The 14,928-nt window shown below is 67.4% G+C and carries 12 protein-coding genes; 3 read left to right on the top strand and 9 right to left on the bottom strand.

Annotated features, from left to right (window positions below):
• Positions 1-131: 131 nt before the first annotated feature.
• Complete coding sequence (locus H4W26_RS11225) at positions 132-2,042, top strand: BglG family transcription antiterminator (protein WP_192592317.1); 1,911 nt, start codon at positions 132-134, stop codon at positions 2,040-2,042.
• 111 nt (positions 2,043-2,153) lie between these two features.
• Here H4W26_RS11225 and H4W26_RS11220 read toward each other — a convergent pair whose 3' ends face one another.
• The 6 genes from H4W26_RS11220 to H4W26_RS11195 form a co-directional block, all read right to left on the bottom strand.
• Positions 2,154-3,569, bottom strand: a complete 1,416-nt coding sequence (locus H4W26_RS11220; RefSeq protein ID WP_192592316.1) for an MFS transporter — start codon at positions 3,567-3,569, stop codon at positions 2,154-2,156.
• A 224-nt stretch (positions 3,570-3,793) separates the two neighbouring features.
• Entirely contained in the window at positions 3,794-4,264 is a 471-nt protein-coding gene (locus H4W26_RS11215) for a hypothetical protein (RefSeq protein ID WP_192592315.1), read from the bottom strand.
• A gap of 60 nt (positions 4,265-4,324) precedes the next feature.
• Complete coding sequence (locus H4W26_RS11210) at positions 4,325-5,095, bottom strand: iron ABC transporter ATP-binding protein (RefSeq protein WP_192592314.1); 771 nt, start codon at positions 5,093-5,095, stop codon at positions 4,325-4,327.
• Positions 5,092-6,219: an iron chelate uptake ABC transporter family permease subunit gene (locus H4W26_RS11205; protein WP_192592313.1), complete on the bottom strand. Its 1,128-nt coding sequence runs from the start codon at positions 6,217-6,219 to the stop codon at positions 5,092-5,094. Before H4W26_RS11205 ends, H4W26_RS11210 begins: the two co-directional genes overlap by 4 nt.
• A complete protein-coding gene (locus H4W26_RS11200; protein WP_192592312.1) occupies positions 6,216-7,259 on the bottom strand; it encodes an ABC transporter permease in 1,044 nt (347 codons plus the stop codon). The genes H4W26_RS11205 and H4W26_RS11200 overlap by 4 nt, the downstream gene beginning before the upstream one ends.
• Positions 7,260-7,454: 195 nt before the next feature.
• Positions 7,455-8,549, bottom strand: a complete 1,095-nt coding sequence (locus tag H4W26_RS11195) for a siderophore ABC transporter substrate-binding protein (protein ID WP_192592311.1) — start codon at positions 8,547-8,549, stop codon at positions 7,455-7,457.
• A 171-nt stretch (positions 8,550-8,720) separates the two neighbouring features.
• Here H4W26_RS11195 and H4W26_RS11190 point away from each other — a divergent pair, with 171 nt between their 5' ends.
• Positions 8,721-10,070 (top strand): THUMP-like domain-containing protein, encoded by a 1,350-nt coding sequence (locus tag H4W26_RS11190; RefSeq protein WP_192592310.1) that lies wholly within the window; start codon positions 8,721-8,723, stop codon positions 10,068-10,070.
• A 54-nt stretch (positions 10,071-10,124) separates the two neighbouring features.
• Here H4W26_RS11190 and H4W26_RS11185 read toward each other — a convergent pair whose 3' ends face one another.
• Positions 10,125-11,933 carry a glycoside hydrolase family 3 N-terminal domain-containing protein gene (locus tag H4W26_RS11185; RefSeq protein WP_192592309.1) on the bottom strand — a complete coding sequence of 603 codons (1,809 nt, stop codon included), beginning with the start codon at positions 11,931-11,933 and terminating at the stop codon, positions 10,125-10,127.
• A 126-nt stretch (positions 11,934-12,059) separates the two neighbouring features.
• On the opposite strand from H4W26_RS11185, the gene H4W26_RS11180 reads away from it, so the two are divergent.
• Entirely contained in the window at positions 12,060-13,223 is a 1,164-nt protein-coding gene (locus tag H4W26_RS11180) for a glutamate--cysteine ligase (protein ID WP_192592308.1), read from the top strand.
• 12 nt (positions 13,224-13,235) lie between these two features.
• Here the strand turns inward: H4W26_RS11180 and tsaD are convergent, their stop codons facing one another.
• Positions 13,236-14,360 (bottom strand): tRNA (adenosine(37)-N6)-threonylcarbamoyltransferase complex transferase subunit TsaD, encoded by a 1,125-nt coding sequence (gene tsaD, locus H4W26_RS11175; RefSeq protein ID WP_192592307.1) that lies wholly within the window; start codon positions 14,358-14,360, stop codon positions 13,236-13,238.
• Positions 14,357-14,917 carry a ribosomal protein S18-alanine N-acetyltransferase gene (gene rimI, locus H4W26_RS11170; RefSeq protein ID WP_192592734.1) on the bottom strand — a complete coding sequence of 187 codons (561 nt, stop codon included), beginning with the start codon at positions 14,915-14,917 and terminating at the stop codon, positions 14,357-14,359. Before rimI ends, tsaD begins: the two co-directional genes overlap by 4 nt.
• Positions 14,918-14,928: the final 11 nt, after the last annotated feature.

Here is a 14,928-nt window from a genome sequence, read left to right as displayed (position 1 = left end):
ACTCCTTCCTCCTCGATTGTGCAGTGATTCACGGCACACCGCACCGGTGTGGGACTGAGAGTTCTTTCCGCTGGGGAGGAAAAACGCCCTGCCAGAGGCGGGCTGCCCGGTAAGGTTTGAGCGTGGACAGGATGAGCAAGCGTCAGGAGCAGCTGATCCAGCTGCTTCTTCGCGAGCCCGGCTGGATCACCGCGGGTTCGCTGGCCGATCTTCTCGGGGTCACCCCGCGCAGCGTCCGCTCCTATATCGCCCAGATCAATGCCCGGGCCGAACCGGATCCGCACGCCGTCGAATCCGGGCCGTTGGGCTACCGGGCCGACCGCGCGGCGCTGGCGGCACTGCGCAGTGAATCGGCCCGCACCTCCACGCGAGACCGACTCCACGGGTTGGTGCACGAACTGATGGAGGCGCGCAACGGCGTCGACCTGCGCCGGACGGCGGAGCGGCTCTACGTCTCAGAGGCCACAGTCGAGGCTGACCTGGTGCGGGTGCGCGAGCTGATCTCCGGCACCGGCGTCACGGTGCAGCGCTCGGGGTCCCGTGCGCTGCTCACCGGGGATGAACTGGCCCAGCGTCGGCTGGTCTCCAAGCTTGCCCACGATGAGATGGAGCGCGGCTCCTTCGACGGCGAGGGCCTGCGCCGTGCCGCGGGCCTGGGCTCCCTGGAGGCTGAGTCTTTCGGCCCCTTCAAGCGGGCACTCGCCGCGCAGCTGGCCGAACAGGGCTACTACGTCAACGAGTTCGCCTCCACCGATGTGGTCCTGCATGTGGCCATCGCGGCTGATCGAGTCAGCCACGGGCATCCGCTGGAGGGCACCCATCTGGAGCCCAGCGCGCAGCAGCAGCGGCTGGCCGGGGTGATCGGCGCACTCTCCTCGGAACACTTCGGGGTTTCGCTGGGCCAGGGGGACCTGCAGCATCTGGCCTCCCTGGTGCTCACCCGGGTGGTGGCCTCCGACGGCAGCGCCGGCACCGAGGTGCCGCTGGACGCCGAGGTGGAGCGGGCGGTGATCCGCGCCGTCGGACATGCCGCCGAGGAGTACCTGGTGGACATCGCGCATGCTGATTTCATCCGCCGGCTGAGCCTGCACGTGCAGAACCTGGTCCACCGGGCTCGGGAGCAGGCCTGGTCCCGCAACCCGCTGACCAAGTCACTGAAGGCGACCTACCCGATGATCTTCCAGGTGGCGGTCTCCATCGCCAGTGACATCGCCGAACAGCTGAACGTCAGCATCCGCGAGGACGAGATCGCCTATATCGCGATGCATGTCGGCGGACGGCTGGAACGCAGCCGTCGGGCGGAGACGGCGCTGACCGCGACCATCGTGTGCCCGGGGTACTACGAGCTCCATGATCTGCTGCGCTCACGGCTCGATGAGTCGCTCGGCCCGGGGATCGAGGTCACCGCCGTGGAGACCCGAGTGGATCCGGACTGGTCGGCCATGACCACGGACCTGGTGCTCACGACCATCGAGCCCCCGGTGCCCGACGAGCGCACCGTGCAGCTCGCACCCTTCGTGACCGAGGCCGATATGGCGCGCATCGCCGCCGTTGCTTCGAAGCGCCGTCGCGCCCGGCGACTGACCCGGCTGCGCGGAGAGCTCGAGCGCTACCTGAGCCCCGAAGCCTTCATCCGGCCATTGCGAGCCAAGGATGAGGAGGATGCCATCCACCAGCTCAGCGCACCGCTGATCGCCCGCGGAATCATCGATGAGGATTACGTGCGCGGCACCATCGAGCGTGAGCGACTCTCCTCCACCGCGTTCACCGAGTCGCTGGCCGTGCCGCACGCGCTGAGCATGACCGCCCGGCGCACGGCCCTCTCGATCGGGATCGCTGAGGGGTCCATCCGCTGGGGCGGGGGGCGCATCCAGGTGGTGGCCCTGGCTGCCTTCTCAGAATCCGAGCGCGACGCCTTCCAGACCATCTTCGAGCAGCTCGTCGAGGTGCTCAGCGAGCGCGAGTCGCTGCAGCGGCTGCTCCGCCGCGGGACCGAGTTCGGCCGGTTCCTCGACGAGCTGGTCGCCGTCGTCGACGGCTGAGGCAGCGGCAGCGGCAGCCGAGACGGTTGCCGCTGCTGATACGGCTGAGGGGCGGCCCCGGATGGGAGCCGCCCCTCAGTGCTCAGGCAGAGTTCAGCCTTCAGCCGGAGTTCAGTCCGCTGAGGCCTGCGTGTAGAGCGATTTCTTCGAGGTCTCCGGTGCCAGCACCAGTGCGATGACGGTCAGCGCTCCCAGGCCTGCCAGGTAGAGGCCGACGGCGGCGACGCCGTGGTTCTGCACCAGCCAGGCCGCGACGAAGGGCGTCAGCGCGGCACCCAGGATGGAGGCCGCGTTGTAGGCGACTCCGGACCCGGTGTAGCGGGTGTTGGTGGGGAAGAGCTCGGGAAGCACCGCGGACATCGGGCCGAAGGTCAGGCCCATGAGCGTCATGCCCACGGCCAAGAAGATCAGCATCTGCCAGATGTTCAGGTCTTCTCCGGTGCCCATGGAATCGGCGGAGAGCCAGAAGCCGAAGCTGAGTCCGAAGAGCATGATCGCCACGGTGACCACGATCAGCATCGGGCGGCGCCCGAACTTGTCGGCGAGCTTGCCGGCGACGGGCACGAAGATCGCGAAGAACACGATGGCGACCAGCTGAAGCACCAGGAAGTCCTGGTAGCCGTAGCCGAGTCCGCCGGTCTCATTCGAGCCGATCGCGTAGGAGAGGACCCAGGTGGTCATCAGGTAGAACAGGCCGTAGGTGGCGAGCATGATGAACGTGCCGAGGATGATCTCCCACCAGTTGCGGCGGAAGACCTCGCCGATCGGCGCCTTGACCCGTTCGTTGCTGGCCATGGCCTTGGCGAAGACCGGGGTCTCCTCGATGCGCAGCCGGACGTAGAGCCCGACGCCGACCATGATCACGGAGAGCAGGAACGGCAGGCGCCAGCCCCAGACCAGGAACGGGTCGCTGAGATCGCTCGCGGTGGAGTCATAGGAGAACAGGGTGGCGAGCACCAGGAAGAGTCCGTTGGCCAGGATGAAGCCGAACGGGGCGCCGAGCTGGGGCCACATGGCGGCCTGTGCGCGCTTGCCTGGACGCGCGGTCTCCGAGGCGAGCAGCGCCGCGCCGGACCATTCGCCGCCGAGCCCCAGGCCCTGGCTGAAGCGCAGGATCGTCAGCAGCGCCGGCGCCCAGAGGCCGATCTGCTGGTACGTGGGCAGAAGCCCGATCAGGAAGGTGGCGATGCCCATGGTCAGCAGTGCGCCGACCAGGGTGGCCTTGCGGCCGACCTTGTCGCCGTAGTGGCCGAAGATGATGGCGCCCAGTGGACGCGCCACGAAGGCGGCACCGAAGGTGGCCATCGAGGCCAGCAGCGCCGAGCCTTCATCGCCGTAGAAGAAGAGCAGCGGGAAGATCGACACCGCTGCGGTGGCGTAGATGTAGAAGTCGTAGAACTCGATCGTGGTCCCGATGAGCGAGGCCAGGATGATCCGGTGGCGCGGAATATTGCTGTGCGACTCGTCCACGGCGTCGTGGGGCCGAGGCGAGGTCTCGGGCGCAGAAGGCTCAACAGAGGCAGGCATGAGGGGGCATCTCCACAAAAGGAATGAATGGTGTCAGACGCCGAAGCGGCGCAGGGAAAGATACTAGGTCCGCGCGCCCCCGGCATTGAAGCTTTCCCGGCGGCGTCTCAGCAGCTGAGATCCGGGATGGTCGGCGCTGGGAGTGCTGAATCGCCGATGCCCGCGAGCGCCGAGCTCGCCGGCGTCTCTTGGCCTCCTCTGCGCTCCGAACGGTGAGAGCGTCCTCACACGTCAGGTCGTTGTGCTCCGCCTGACATACACACCACACTTTGGGTCGCCAGGGAGGCAGCGAGCAGCAGATGCAGCGCTACCCCTAGGACGGCCACCAGAGCCGCTCCATAGTTGCCGTCGACCCCGCTCCGCAGGGCAAACTCCCCCGGCACCGTCATGGATGCGGCGATGACGCCGAGGATCATGTTCGACAGGCGCAGAGAGTTCTTCAGCACGCGAGGCGTCGAAGCCCAAGCCGTCGCGAGGAGCGAGGCCAAAGACGCGCCAATGACGGTGTCACTGAGCGTCGGCGGCATCGCATTGCCGAACACATCGAACACGTCCCACGCAAGGCAAAAAACGCCAACATTCAGAAGTGCAGCGAGTGCCAAGTACGCAGCAGTGAAACTCTCTTTGTGCATTGTTTCTTTACCGTTCCACCCTTGAGTCATCAAAGCAGCAAGCGTGCAGCAAGAGTCAATCACGGTGAACGAGGCTTGGTCACGCAGTCCATACCTCAGGAGCCTCGCGATCACTGCGAGCTCTCAGTAGTACACCGCCAGCGGCCCGTGCGGCCCCTCGATGACCGTGACCTCGGTGTTGAAGACCCGGGAGAGCACCGCGTCGCGCATGATCTGCTCGGGCGGCCCGTGCTCTGCGACCACGCCGTCCTTCATGGCGAGGATCTGGTCCGAGTAGTGCGCGGCGAAGTTGATGTCGTGCAGCACGATCACCACGGTGCGGCCCAGCTCATCCGCCGCTCGGCGCAGCTGCTGCATCATCTGCACCGCGTGCTGCATGTCCAGGTTGTTCAGCGGCTCGTCCAGCAGCACGTAGTCGGTGTTCTGCGCCAGGACCATCGCCACATAGGCGCGCTGCCGCTGCCCTCCGGAGAGCTGATCGAGGTAGCGGTTCTCCAGCTCAGCGAGATCCAGGAAGTCGATGGCCTCAGAGATGTGGCGTTCATCCTCCGCTGTCAGCCGTCCCTTGGAATGCGGAAAACGGCCGAAGCCGACCAGCTGGCGCACGGTGAGCCGGGTGACGAAGTGGTTCTCCTGCCGGAGGATGGAGAGGATCTTCGCGATGGTCTTCGACGGAGAGTTCACGACGTCGTGCCCGGCCACCTCGATCCCGCCGGAGTCCACATCGAGCAGCCGTCCGATCATGGTGAGAATCGTGGACTTTCCCGCCCCATTGGGGCCGACCAGCGCGGTGATGCCCCCTGCGGCGATCTCCACGGTCATCGGTCCGATCTGCACGGAGTCGGCCGCGCCCTTGGAGCCGTAGTTCTTGGTGACCTCGGTCAGGCTGATCACAGGCGACCCTTTCGCATCAGGACTATCAGGAAGACGATTCCACCGAGGAGCTCAATGATCAGCGTCACCGCACCCTCGGCATAGAAGACATTGCGCATGATGAAATACGCGCCAGCCAGCACGGTGTAGCCGATGAGCATCGCCATCGGGAACAACATCCGGTGGGAGTAGGTGTCCGCGAACTGGTAGGCCAGCGTGGCCACGAGGAAGCCCAGGAAGGTCATCGGCCCGACCAGCGAGGTGCTCATCGCCATCAGCACCGAGACCAGCAGCAAGATGAACATCACCTCACGCTTATGGTTCACTCCCAGATTGTCAGCAGTGTTGCGTCCCAGCGCGACCACGTTGAGTCTGCGCGCCCGCCACCACAGCACTCCCCCGGCGAGCAGCGCGATCGGGATGGCATAGGGAAGGTACTCGGCGCGCCCGTTGCCGATGTTGCCGAAGAGCCGCGCGGTGAGCACGTCGAACTCGCTCGGAGTCAGGACTCGCTGCATGAAGGTCGACAGCGAACCGAGACCGCCCCCGATCACCACGCCCACGAGCAGCATGATGTGGATATTGGAGAACCGCCCACTGAGCAGCCAGGAGTAGAGGATGGTCGCGAAGAGGACCATCGCCGCGGCCTGCATGAGGAACTGCGGGAGTCCGGTGAGCATGGTGACCCCGGCGATGCCGAAGAAGAACACGGCTCCGGTCTGGATCGCGATGTAGAGCGATTCGAAGCCCATGATCGACGGGGTGATGATCCGGTTGTTCGTGGCGGTCTGGAAGGCCACTGTGGCCATCGCCTGGCAAAAGGTGACGACGCCGATGATCAGCAGCGTCTCGACACGCATCTGCGCGATGAGCCAGTAGCCGGAGGAACCGAACGGCATGGGATTGCCATAGCCGAGGATCCCCAGCGTGAAGAACAGCGACAGCGACCCGAGCAGCGCCATCACGGCGGCGTAGCGCAGAGCATGCCGGCGGCTGGTGATCGCTCCGGAGCGGCGGGTCCGGCCTTCCGGCGTTCGAGCTGCGTGCTCGGCGGGCGCCCATCCGCGTTCGCCAGCGCTGGTCGCTTCAGGGGGCGTGGTCCTGCGGGGGTCCCGTCCCCGTGCACGGTCCAGCTGTGTCGTCATGTGACCAACCCTCCCGACTTGCGCTGGCGGAGCAGCAGTCCGACGAAGACCACGGCTCCGACCACGCCGAGGACCAGTCCCACGGGGATCTCGAAGGGAGCGCGGATGGTGCGACCGATCAGATCGCAGACGGTGACCGTGGCGATACCTGCCAGGCAGACCCAGGGCAGGTTGCTGCGCAGGTCGTCACCGCGGAAGAGGGAGACCACATTGGGAACGATCAGCCCGAGGAAGGGAAGCACTCCCACGACGGTGGCGGTGACACCGGTGGCCACCGCGACCATCGCGGTGCCCATGAAGAGCACCGCCGTGTAGTTGAGTCCCACGTTGGTGGCCATATCCCGCCCCAGACCCGCCACAGTGAACTGATCGGCGGTGACGAACACCAGGATGGTGACCACCAGCACCAGCCACATCAGCTCGTAGCGGCCTTCGACCACCCGGGTGAAGGACCCAGCGAACCAGATTCCCAGCGTCTGCAGATGATCGGTCATCAGCGCGATGTAGGTGGTGAACGAGCTGACCACTGCTCCGAGCATGATGCCGATGATGGGAACGATGAGCGAGGACTTCAGCGTCACGCGCTGGAGAAACAGGAAGAAGATCACCGTGCCGATGAACGCCATCGTCACCGCACCGGACATCCGCGCCAGCATCGAGGCGCCGGGGAAGAGCCACAGCACCAGGATCAGCCCGAGTCCGGCCCATTCCGTGGTGCCGGTGGTGGTGGGCTCCACGAACCGGTTCTGCGTGAGCAGCTGCATGATGAGGCCACACATCGCCATCGAGGCGCCGGCCAGGACCAGCGCGATCGTCCGCGGGACGCGGGTGATCCCGAACATCCAGAAGCCGTCCTCGCTGAAGACCTCATATTGGCCTGTGGCGAGTGAGAGCAGCAGAAGCCCGCAGGTGATGAGGAGCCCGACCAGGAGTGCGGGGGTGAAGAGCCGTTGACGGCGCTGACTGCGTCGGTGGACCGCGGGGCCATCGACGGCGTCGTCCGGGGGGCTGCCCAGGGTGGCGGTGGAGTGATCTGACATCTGAGCTTCCGGTGACGTGTGCACGGTCTGCTGGCTGAGCCTCCCGCAACGATCGGGGGGGGGGCGTGAAGTACCTGACTGTATTAGCGAACACTGGGCTTGCCTAATGATGGGACGTCAGCCTCACCCGAAGTCCACCCCCGGGTGAGGCTGACGCTGACCCTTATTCACTGACTGGCAAGACAGTGATCTCTCTCATTCCGCCGCTTCGAGGGCATCTGCGAAGTCGCGGAAGAATTCTGTATAGGCCTGGATATCCTCGGTGAGGTAGAAGTTCTCGGGCAGGTAGACGATGTTGCCCTCTTCGACCGCGGTGACATTCTGCAGCGCCTCGGAGTCCTCGACGATCTCTGCCGCGGGGCTGTAGCCCTCTTCCTCCTGGCTGATGCGGGCGTCGCGGTCCATCACCAGCAGCCAGTCCGGGTTCGCTGTCGCGATGGCCTCCACCGAGATGTCGTCACCGTGGGACTCATTTTCACCCTCCTGCTCCAGGGCGGGCACGAGGTCGAAGGTGTCGAAGACCGGCCCGATGGCGCGACCCTCGGGCCCGGGCGCCACATAGCTCATGTCTCCGCCGGAGGTCAGCAGGCCCATCACCGTAGATTCACCGTCGTAGGCCTCCTGGACGCGAGCCACCTCCGTCTCCAGCTCCTCGACGAGTTCGGCTGCGGCGTCCTCTTCAGCGAACACGCTGCCCAGCGATTCCGTCTTGCGAATCAGCTCTTCTACCAGGTCAGCGTCTTCCTGAGGCTCGAATTCAAGGATGGTGGCCTCGGGGGCGAGCTCGGTGAGGTCCTGGTAGTACTGCTGGAAGCGCTGGCCGTTGATGATCAGGTCGGGCTCGGCGGCGACGACATTCTCGAGATTCGGCTCGCGGTGCATGCCCAGGTCGAGGATGGACTCATCTTCGGCATAGCTGTGGGTCTGCGCATCCATGAGACCCAGTGGGGCGGCGCTTGGCTGCACCCCGAAGGCCTCGAGGGTGCGGAAGGAGCGATTGTCGGTGACGATCACGCTCTGCGGATCGGTGGAGACCTCGTGGGTGCCGTGATCATCCTCGATCGTCACCGTCCCGGACTCCGCCCCCTCCTCGGCCGACCCCTCGGCAGTCTCCCCGGCAGTCTCCTCGGCCTGCGTATCACTGCTGACCTGCTCGGCGTCCGCGGCGTCGGCGTCCTCACCGGCACAGGCGGTCAGTGCGAACGCGGCGATGGCGCCCACGGAGAGCGCGCTGAGACCTCTGGAGCGCACGGTCGAGCTGAGCTGGGCGGTGGATGCAGAGATGGGCATAGGTGTGCCTTTCACGATGCGGGTGGTTGAGCCGTGGGCCCGATGATGGTGGGAGTATCTACTTAGCGTCCCCTTAGCTAAATAGAACCTACATAGTTAACCTATTCTCCGCAACTGATGAGTGTGGTGTGACAGCGATGTGACGATCGCGGGACGGTACCGTAGAAGGCGATGTCCTCCTCTCCCGATTCGTTGACGCCGGTGCTCACACCCGAGGGGTGGGAGCTGGTCAATTCGCTGCCGCCCTATGACCCCTCCGCTTCCTTCGGCCTCAATGAGCAGCTTCGCCGGGAGGGCCACCCTGCCGAGCGTGTGGCGGCCGCACTGACACAGTCCCGGCTGCGCGCCGAGGCAAGAGGAAAGTTCGGGGACTTTGCAGATCGCATGCTCTTCACCCATGGAGGTCTGCAGCAGTCGACCCGTCTGCCGGTGGCGGCCCGTCATGCCCAGCGATTCCGTGCCGCGGGGCTCGATCGAGTGGTGGACCTGGGTTGCGGCCTCGGAGCGGACGCACTCGCAGCCGCCTCGCTGGGGCTCTCCGTCACGGCGGTGGAGGCGGAGGAGAACGCCGCGGCCGCGGCGACCATCAACCTGCTTCCCTTCCCCGAGGCGAAGGTCCTGCACAGCACGGCAGAGAGCTTCGCCTCAACCTACGAGCTGACACGTGCCGCAGCCCCGCGTGGCTGGGGGCTCTGGCTGGACCCGGCGCGCCGAGACCCGCAGGCGGCTGAGGACTCGCTGCGCTCCGGGCCGACGAGGCTGTGGGATCCGGAGTCCTTCTCCCCGCCGCTGAGCTTCGTCCTGGAACTGGCCCGCACCGGAACGCCGATGGGCGTGAAGCTGGGACCGGGGCTCCCCCACGACCTCATCCCTGCTGACTGTGAAGCGGAATGGGTCTCTGTGGATGGAGATCTGGTGGAGGTGGTGCTCTGGTTCAACGACCTCGCCAGGCCCGGAGTCAGGCGTGCGGCGACGGCGCTGCAGAGCCCACCACCCCCGCACGAATCACAGCCGGAACAGCACCCGCCGAACTCGCCACCTCCGCAGGGACATCGGGTGGCGGAGCTGACCAGCTCGACGGATTTCGGCGCCGGTCTTGAGCTGGAGCCCAGCGGAAGCACCGGGCTCACGGGGGTGCTCCACGAACCAGACCCCGCAGTCATCCGCTCCGAGCTGGTCGCGGAACTCGCCGATGAGCTGGGCGGGCGCCTGCTCGATGGGCATATCGCGTACTTCTGCACCGACGGCACCGATCCAGGCAAGGAGCGCGGACTCTCCCGCAGTTACCGCATCCAGGAAGTCCGTCCCTACAGCGTCAAGGCGCTGAAGGCCTGGGCCGCCGAGGAGGCGGTCACCAGCCTGGAGATCAAGAAGCGGGGGGTCGACATCATCCCCGAGCAGCTGCGCCAGCAGGTCCTGCCCAAGAAGCAGACCAGGCGGCAGTCAGCGCGGCACCACGCGACCGTGGTCATCACCCGGCTGGGTGAGGAACGGGTCTTCGCCGTGGTGGACCCGCTCTGAATCAGCAGGTGCCACCGAAGAGCAGCGAGACCTGGATCGGCCGGTGCCGCTGAGTCAGCAGGTGGAGTGGCCCCGCTCGTCCTCGCCGACGGCGACCGGAAGCCTGCCCGGAGCGTCCTCACCGCTGAGCACCCGTGCGAGCGCCTCGAAGGACTCCACCGTGCGTCCGTAGAGGGCGATCCGCGTCGGTGCGTCGGCAGCGGCGAGCACCTCTGGACGGTCCAGGGCGACGGCGATGTCTCCCCCGGCGGAGCTGGATTCTCCGATCAGGTTCACCACGGCGCCGGAGCCCACGGTGATCCCCTCGGCCTGCGCGGCCGTGGCAAGCCTGCTCCGGTCCTGCGCACTGCCTCCCACGATCTGGATCCCCTCAGCCGCGAGGTCTGCTTCGCACTGTCCCGCGACCAGAGTGATGGCCGATCGCCCCAGCGCCTGCGCTGTCTCGGCCGCGGAGTCCAGCCCCTCAGCATCAGCCTCAGCCTCACTGGCATCTTCGCTCTCCCTCGCGAGCTCCTCCGGCAGCTCGGCACCCGGGCCCGCGGCCAGCTCTCCGGCGGCGAGGTCGGCCTGCCAGAGCTGCAGGGCAGTGACCCGCTGGGCCGCCTCGGTGGCGCGCGAACGGTCCAGTTCTCCGGATTCCAGTGCGGTGACGATCGCGGCATGGGCGCCACCGACATCGGCGGGCATCAGCAGCAGGTCGGCACCCGCCTCCAGCGCGAGCACCGCGGCCTGATCTCCGCCGTAGCCCTGGACGATGGCCCCCATGTTCAGCGCATCGGTAACCACCACTCCCTCGTGGCCCATGTCCCGCAGCTCGGAATAGGCCGCCGCCGAGAGCGAGGATGGCGTGCCTTCCTCCAGTGCGGGCACCTCGATGTGTCCCATCATGATCATGGGGACGCCGGCCTCCGCCGCCTCGGCGAAGGGCACCCAGTCCCGCGAGCGCAGCTCGTCCAGCGAGGCATCCTGGACCGGAAGCGTCTGGTGGGAGTCCTCGGTGACCGAGCCATGGCCAGGGAAGTGCTTGACCGCCCCGGCGAGCCCGCCCTCGGCGAGGCCGCGGATCCCGCTCATCGCCAGTTCGGACACCGCCTCGGCATCTCCGCCGAAGGACCGCGACCCGATGGTCGGATCTGCCGCGCCGACGGTGACATCACCCTCGGGGGCGAAGCTCGTGGTGAAGCCCAGCTCCTCCAGCTCTGCGGCCAGGAAACGATGCCCGGAGCGGGCAAGCGCGTCGTCGTCGTCGGTCTCATCCTCGGTGGACTGAGCATCGTCCCCGTCCTGCTCGCTGCCCAGTGCTGCGGCGCCGTAGGACATGGGCGTGGGCCACTCGGTCAGCGGCGCGTCGACCCGGGTGACCAGGCCGCCCTCCTGGTCGACGCTGATCATCGGGGGCACCTCGCGGTCCTGGGCGCCGGAGGTCAGCGTCTCCAGCTCGGCGGCGAGCGTCTCGGTGTCCACCCCCTGGTCCCCGCGCGGGACGTTGCCACCCATGATGATGCTCCCAGCCAGGTGCAGCTCATCGATCAGCGCCGCCATCGGCGCGGCATCGGTGCTTGCGAACTCCCCCACCAGCACGGATCCGGCAAGCTCCTCGGTGGAGTACTCGGCGACGATCTCTTCGGCGCGCTGTCGGTGTTCCTCCCCCGGACCGGCGAGCGCGGCCTCCTGGGCCTGGCGCGCTTCAGCCTCGGCCTGCGCCTGCGCCTCGGCCTGATCCTCCTCAGCAGATCCCGCGCTCTGCTCGGCACCCTCGGGGGACGTCTCCGAAGCGGGTCCACAGGAGCTGAGCAGCAGCACGCTGAGCAGTGAGGCGGTCGCCAGGCGGCGAGAACGGCGGGGGGTGCCGGGCGAAGTCATGCCTGCCAGGATATCTGCGCAGGCTGAACGGCGCGTCCACTCCGCGGGTGCTCGGGAACCATCCGGCCGGGGCAGTATTCTGAACGGTGATGCGGGCGACGGCCCTGACCGACTAAGGAGCCATGAGTGGAACTACCCTTCGCGAAATCTGAACGTTCCACGCTCGGCCTCGAGTGGGAGCTGGCCCTGGTCGATCGTCAGTCCGGAGACCTTCGGTCCGTGGCCGACCGCATCCTCAGCGCCTGTCATCAGGACCTCGCTGAGCTGGGCCCCGAGGATGAACACCCCTATGTGAAGCAGGAGCTGCTCACCAATACGGTGGAGCTGATCACCGATGTCTGCCCTGACGTGAACACCGGGGTGGAGCAGCTGCGCGAGACCGCGCGCAATGTGATGCGCCACTGTGAGCCGCTGGACGTGGAGCTCTACTGCCAGGGCTCACACCCCTTCGCCGCACCCACCGAGCAGGAGGTGACGGACAAGGAGCGCTACGCCGAGCTGATCCGCCGGACCCAGTGGTGGGGCCGGCAGATGGTGATCTACGGGGTGCACGTCCATGTGGGTCTCGATGACGTCTCCCAGGCGATGCCCGCGGTCAACGCCCTGTGCAACTACAACGCCCACTTCCAGGCCCTCACCGCCTCCTCGCCCTACTGGGCCGGGGAGGACACCGGGTACGCCTCGCAGCGCGCACTGGTCTTTCAGCAGCTGCCCACGGCCGGGGCCTCGTTCCAGTTCGAGGAGTGGTCCGGCTATGAGAAGGCGGTCAGCGATCTCGCCCACACCGGGGTGATCCACGATGTCACCGAGGTCCGGTGGGACGTGCGGGCGGTGCCGCGTCTGGGCACTGTGGAGCTGCGGGTCTGCGACGGCCTCGCCACGCTGGAGGAGATCGCCGGGGTGGCCGCGCTGACCCAGTGCATCGTGCATTCCACCGTGCGCAGCATCGAGAACGGCGGCCGCGTCACCTCCATGCCTCCGTGGTTCGTCCAGGAGAACAAGTGGCGGGCGGCGCGCTATGGGCTCGACGCCGAGATCATCCTCAACGCCGAGGGCGACGAGATGCTGGTCACCGATCACCTCGAGCAGGAGCTGAACCGGCTGGAACCGGTGGCGGCCGAGCTGGGCTGCGCCGACGAGCTGGCGCTGGTGGAGCAGATGATGCGCGACGGCGCGGGCTATCAGCGCCAGCGTCAGGTGGCGGAGACGCACGAGGGTGATCTGCGCCAGGTGGTGCTGGACGCCGCCGCGCGGACGCGGATGTCGATCAACGGTCCGCGCAGGGTCTGAGCGTCGGGCGGGCTAGACGCTGATCCGCTGCACCGGCTGGGAGGAGTCGGCCGGGATGTCCATGCCGGAGGGCTTCACCCCGGCGGCCACGAGCTGGGCGCCCAGGGCGGCGACCATCGCGCCGTTGTCGGTGCACAGGCTCACCGGTGGGATGCGGAGCTCGATGCCCGCCGCCGCGCAGCGCTCGGTCAGCAGCTCGCGCAGCCGTCGGTTCGCCGCCACACCCCCGCCGAGCAGGAGTGTGTGGATGTCGTGTTCCTGCGCGGCCCGGACTGTCTTGCTGGTGAGCACATCCACCACGGCCTCCTGGAAGCTGGCGGCGATGTCCTGGACGGGGACCTCCCGGCCGGCGGATTCGAACTGTTCCACGGCGCGGGCCACGGCGGTCTTGAGCCCGGAAAAGGACCAGTTGTGCCGGTGCTTGCCCGGCGCATGGGCGCTGCCCTCGAACTTCGGCATGGTCAGTCCGCGCGGGAACCTGAAGGCCCTGGGGTTCCCCTGCGCGGCTGACGCGGCGATGGCGGGCCCACCGGGGTAGCCCAGTCCGAGGAGCCGGGCGGTCTTGTCGAAAGCCTCACCGGCGGCGTCGTCGATGGTCGAGCCCAGCAGCTGCACCTGCGAGGTCAGCGAGACCACGCGCAGGATCTCGGTGTGACCCCCGGAGACCAGCAGCGCCCCGGTGTTCTCTGGCAGCGCGGCCATGGGCGAGGAGGACTCGAGCAGCCCCACCCCCACGTGGGCCACCAGATGGTTGACGCCGTAGAGCGGCTTGCCGGCGGCCAGCGCCAGCCCCTTCGCGGCGGAGAGGCCCACCATCAGCGCGCCGGCGAGCCCCGGGCCGGCGGTCACCGCGATCGCGTCCACGTCCTTGAGCTGGATCCCAGCGGTGTCCAGCGCCTGGCGCAGCGTGGGCACGAAGGCCTCCAGGTGCGCCCGGGCGGCGATCTCCGGGATGACGCCGCCGAAACGTGCATGTTCCTCCATCGAGGAGGACACGGTGTTGGCGAGCAGCTCGGTGCCGCGGACGATGCCGATCCCGGTCTCGTCGCAGGAGGTCTCGATGCCCAGGACCAGCGGCGCCTGCGGCAGCGGCTGCCCCGGCTCGGAGGGAGTGGTCAGCGTGGAGAGGTCGGTCATGACAAGGGGCTCCTGAGATCGGTGGCGGAGCTGCGGGCATCGAGATCGGTCAGCGGTCGGCGCATGATCAGCGCGTCCTGGCCGTCGGGGTAATACCGGGGGCGGGTATGGATCGGCTCGAATCCCTCGCGCCGGTACAGCGCCTGTGCGCCGGGGTTGTCCGCGCGCACCTCCAGCAGGACCTGTTCCGCGCCTCGTGTGCGCGCGGCCTCGACGATCAGCCCGAGCAGCCTGGTGCCGAGTCCATGTCCCTGCATCTCGGGTGCCACGGCTAGGGTCTGCACGTCCGCCAGGGGCAGCACGCACATCATCCCGGCATACCCGGCGAGCGCGCCGTCGGCGGTGCGCGCGGTCCAGTAGCGACGAGTCCCCACGCCGGGGTCACCCGCGGGGTCATCTTCGGCGTCACCTGATGGGTCGGCGGCATCTCCGGCGCGGGCGTCATCTCCGCCGCCGGTGTGAGCCAGTTCGTCGTAGAAGAAGCTCTCCGGCCAGGCGTCATGCGGGAACAAACGGTTCTCCAGCGCGAGCACCTCGGTCACATCCAGCGCGGTCATCGGCGCAAGGG

Source organism: Nesterenkonia halotolerans (genome assembly GCF_014874065.1).
In the GTDB taxonomy this organism is placed as follows: domain Bacteria; phylum Actinomycetota; class Actinomycetes; order Actinomycetales; family Micrococcaceae; genus Nesterenkonia; species Nesterenkonia halotolerans.
This window is presented reverse-complemented; position numbering and strand designations above follow the sequence as displayed.

What these genes read in the sequence shown, in the direction of transcription:
- H4W26_RS11195 (WP_192592311.1), bottom strand. Translation starts at nt 8,549, where the DNA reads ATGCCCATCTCTGCATCCACCGCCCAGCTCAGCTCGACCGTGCGCTCC.
- rimI (WP_192592734.1), bottom strand. Translation starts at nt 14,917, where the DNA reads ATGACCGCGCTGGATGTGACCGAGGTGCTCGCGCTGGAGAACCGTTTG.
- H4W26_RS11200 (WP_192592312.1), bottom strand. Translation starts at nt 7,259, where the DNA reads ATGTCAGATCACTCCACCGCCACCCTGGGCAGCCCCCCGGACGACGCC.
- H4W26_RS11190 (WP_192592310.1), top strand. Translation starts at nt 8,721, where the DNA reads ATGTCCTCCTCTCCCGATTCGTTGACGCCGGTGCTCACACCCGAGGGG.
- tsaD (WP_192592307.1), bottom strand. Translation starts at nt 14,360, where the DNA reads ATGACCGACCTCTCCACGCTGACCACTCCCTCCGAGCCGGGGCAGCCG.
- H4W26_RS11220 (WP_192592316.1), bottom strand. Translation starts at nt 3,569, where the DNA reads ATGCCTGCCTCTGTTGAGCCTTCTGCGCCCGAGACCTCGCCTCGGCCC.
- H4W26_RS11225 (WP_192592317.1), top strand. Translation starts at nt 132, where the DNA reads ATGAGCAAGCGTCAGGAGCAGCTGATCCAGCTGCTTCTTCGCGAGCCC.
- H4W26_RS11185 (WP_192592309.1), bottom strand. Translation starts at nt 11,933, where the DNA reads ATGACTTCGCCCGGCACCCCCCGCCGTTCTCGCCGCCTGGCGACCGCC.
- H4W26_RS11205 (WP_192592313.1), bottom strand. Translation starts at nt 6,219, where the DNA reads ATGACGACACAGCTGGACCGTGCACGGGGACGGGACCCCCGCAGGACC.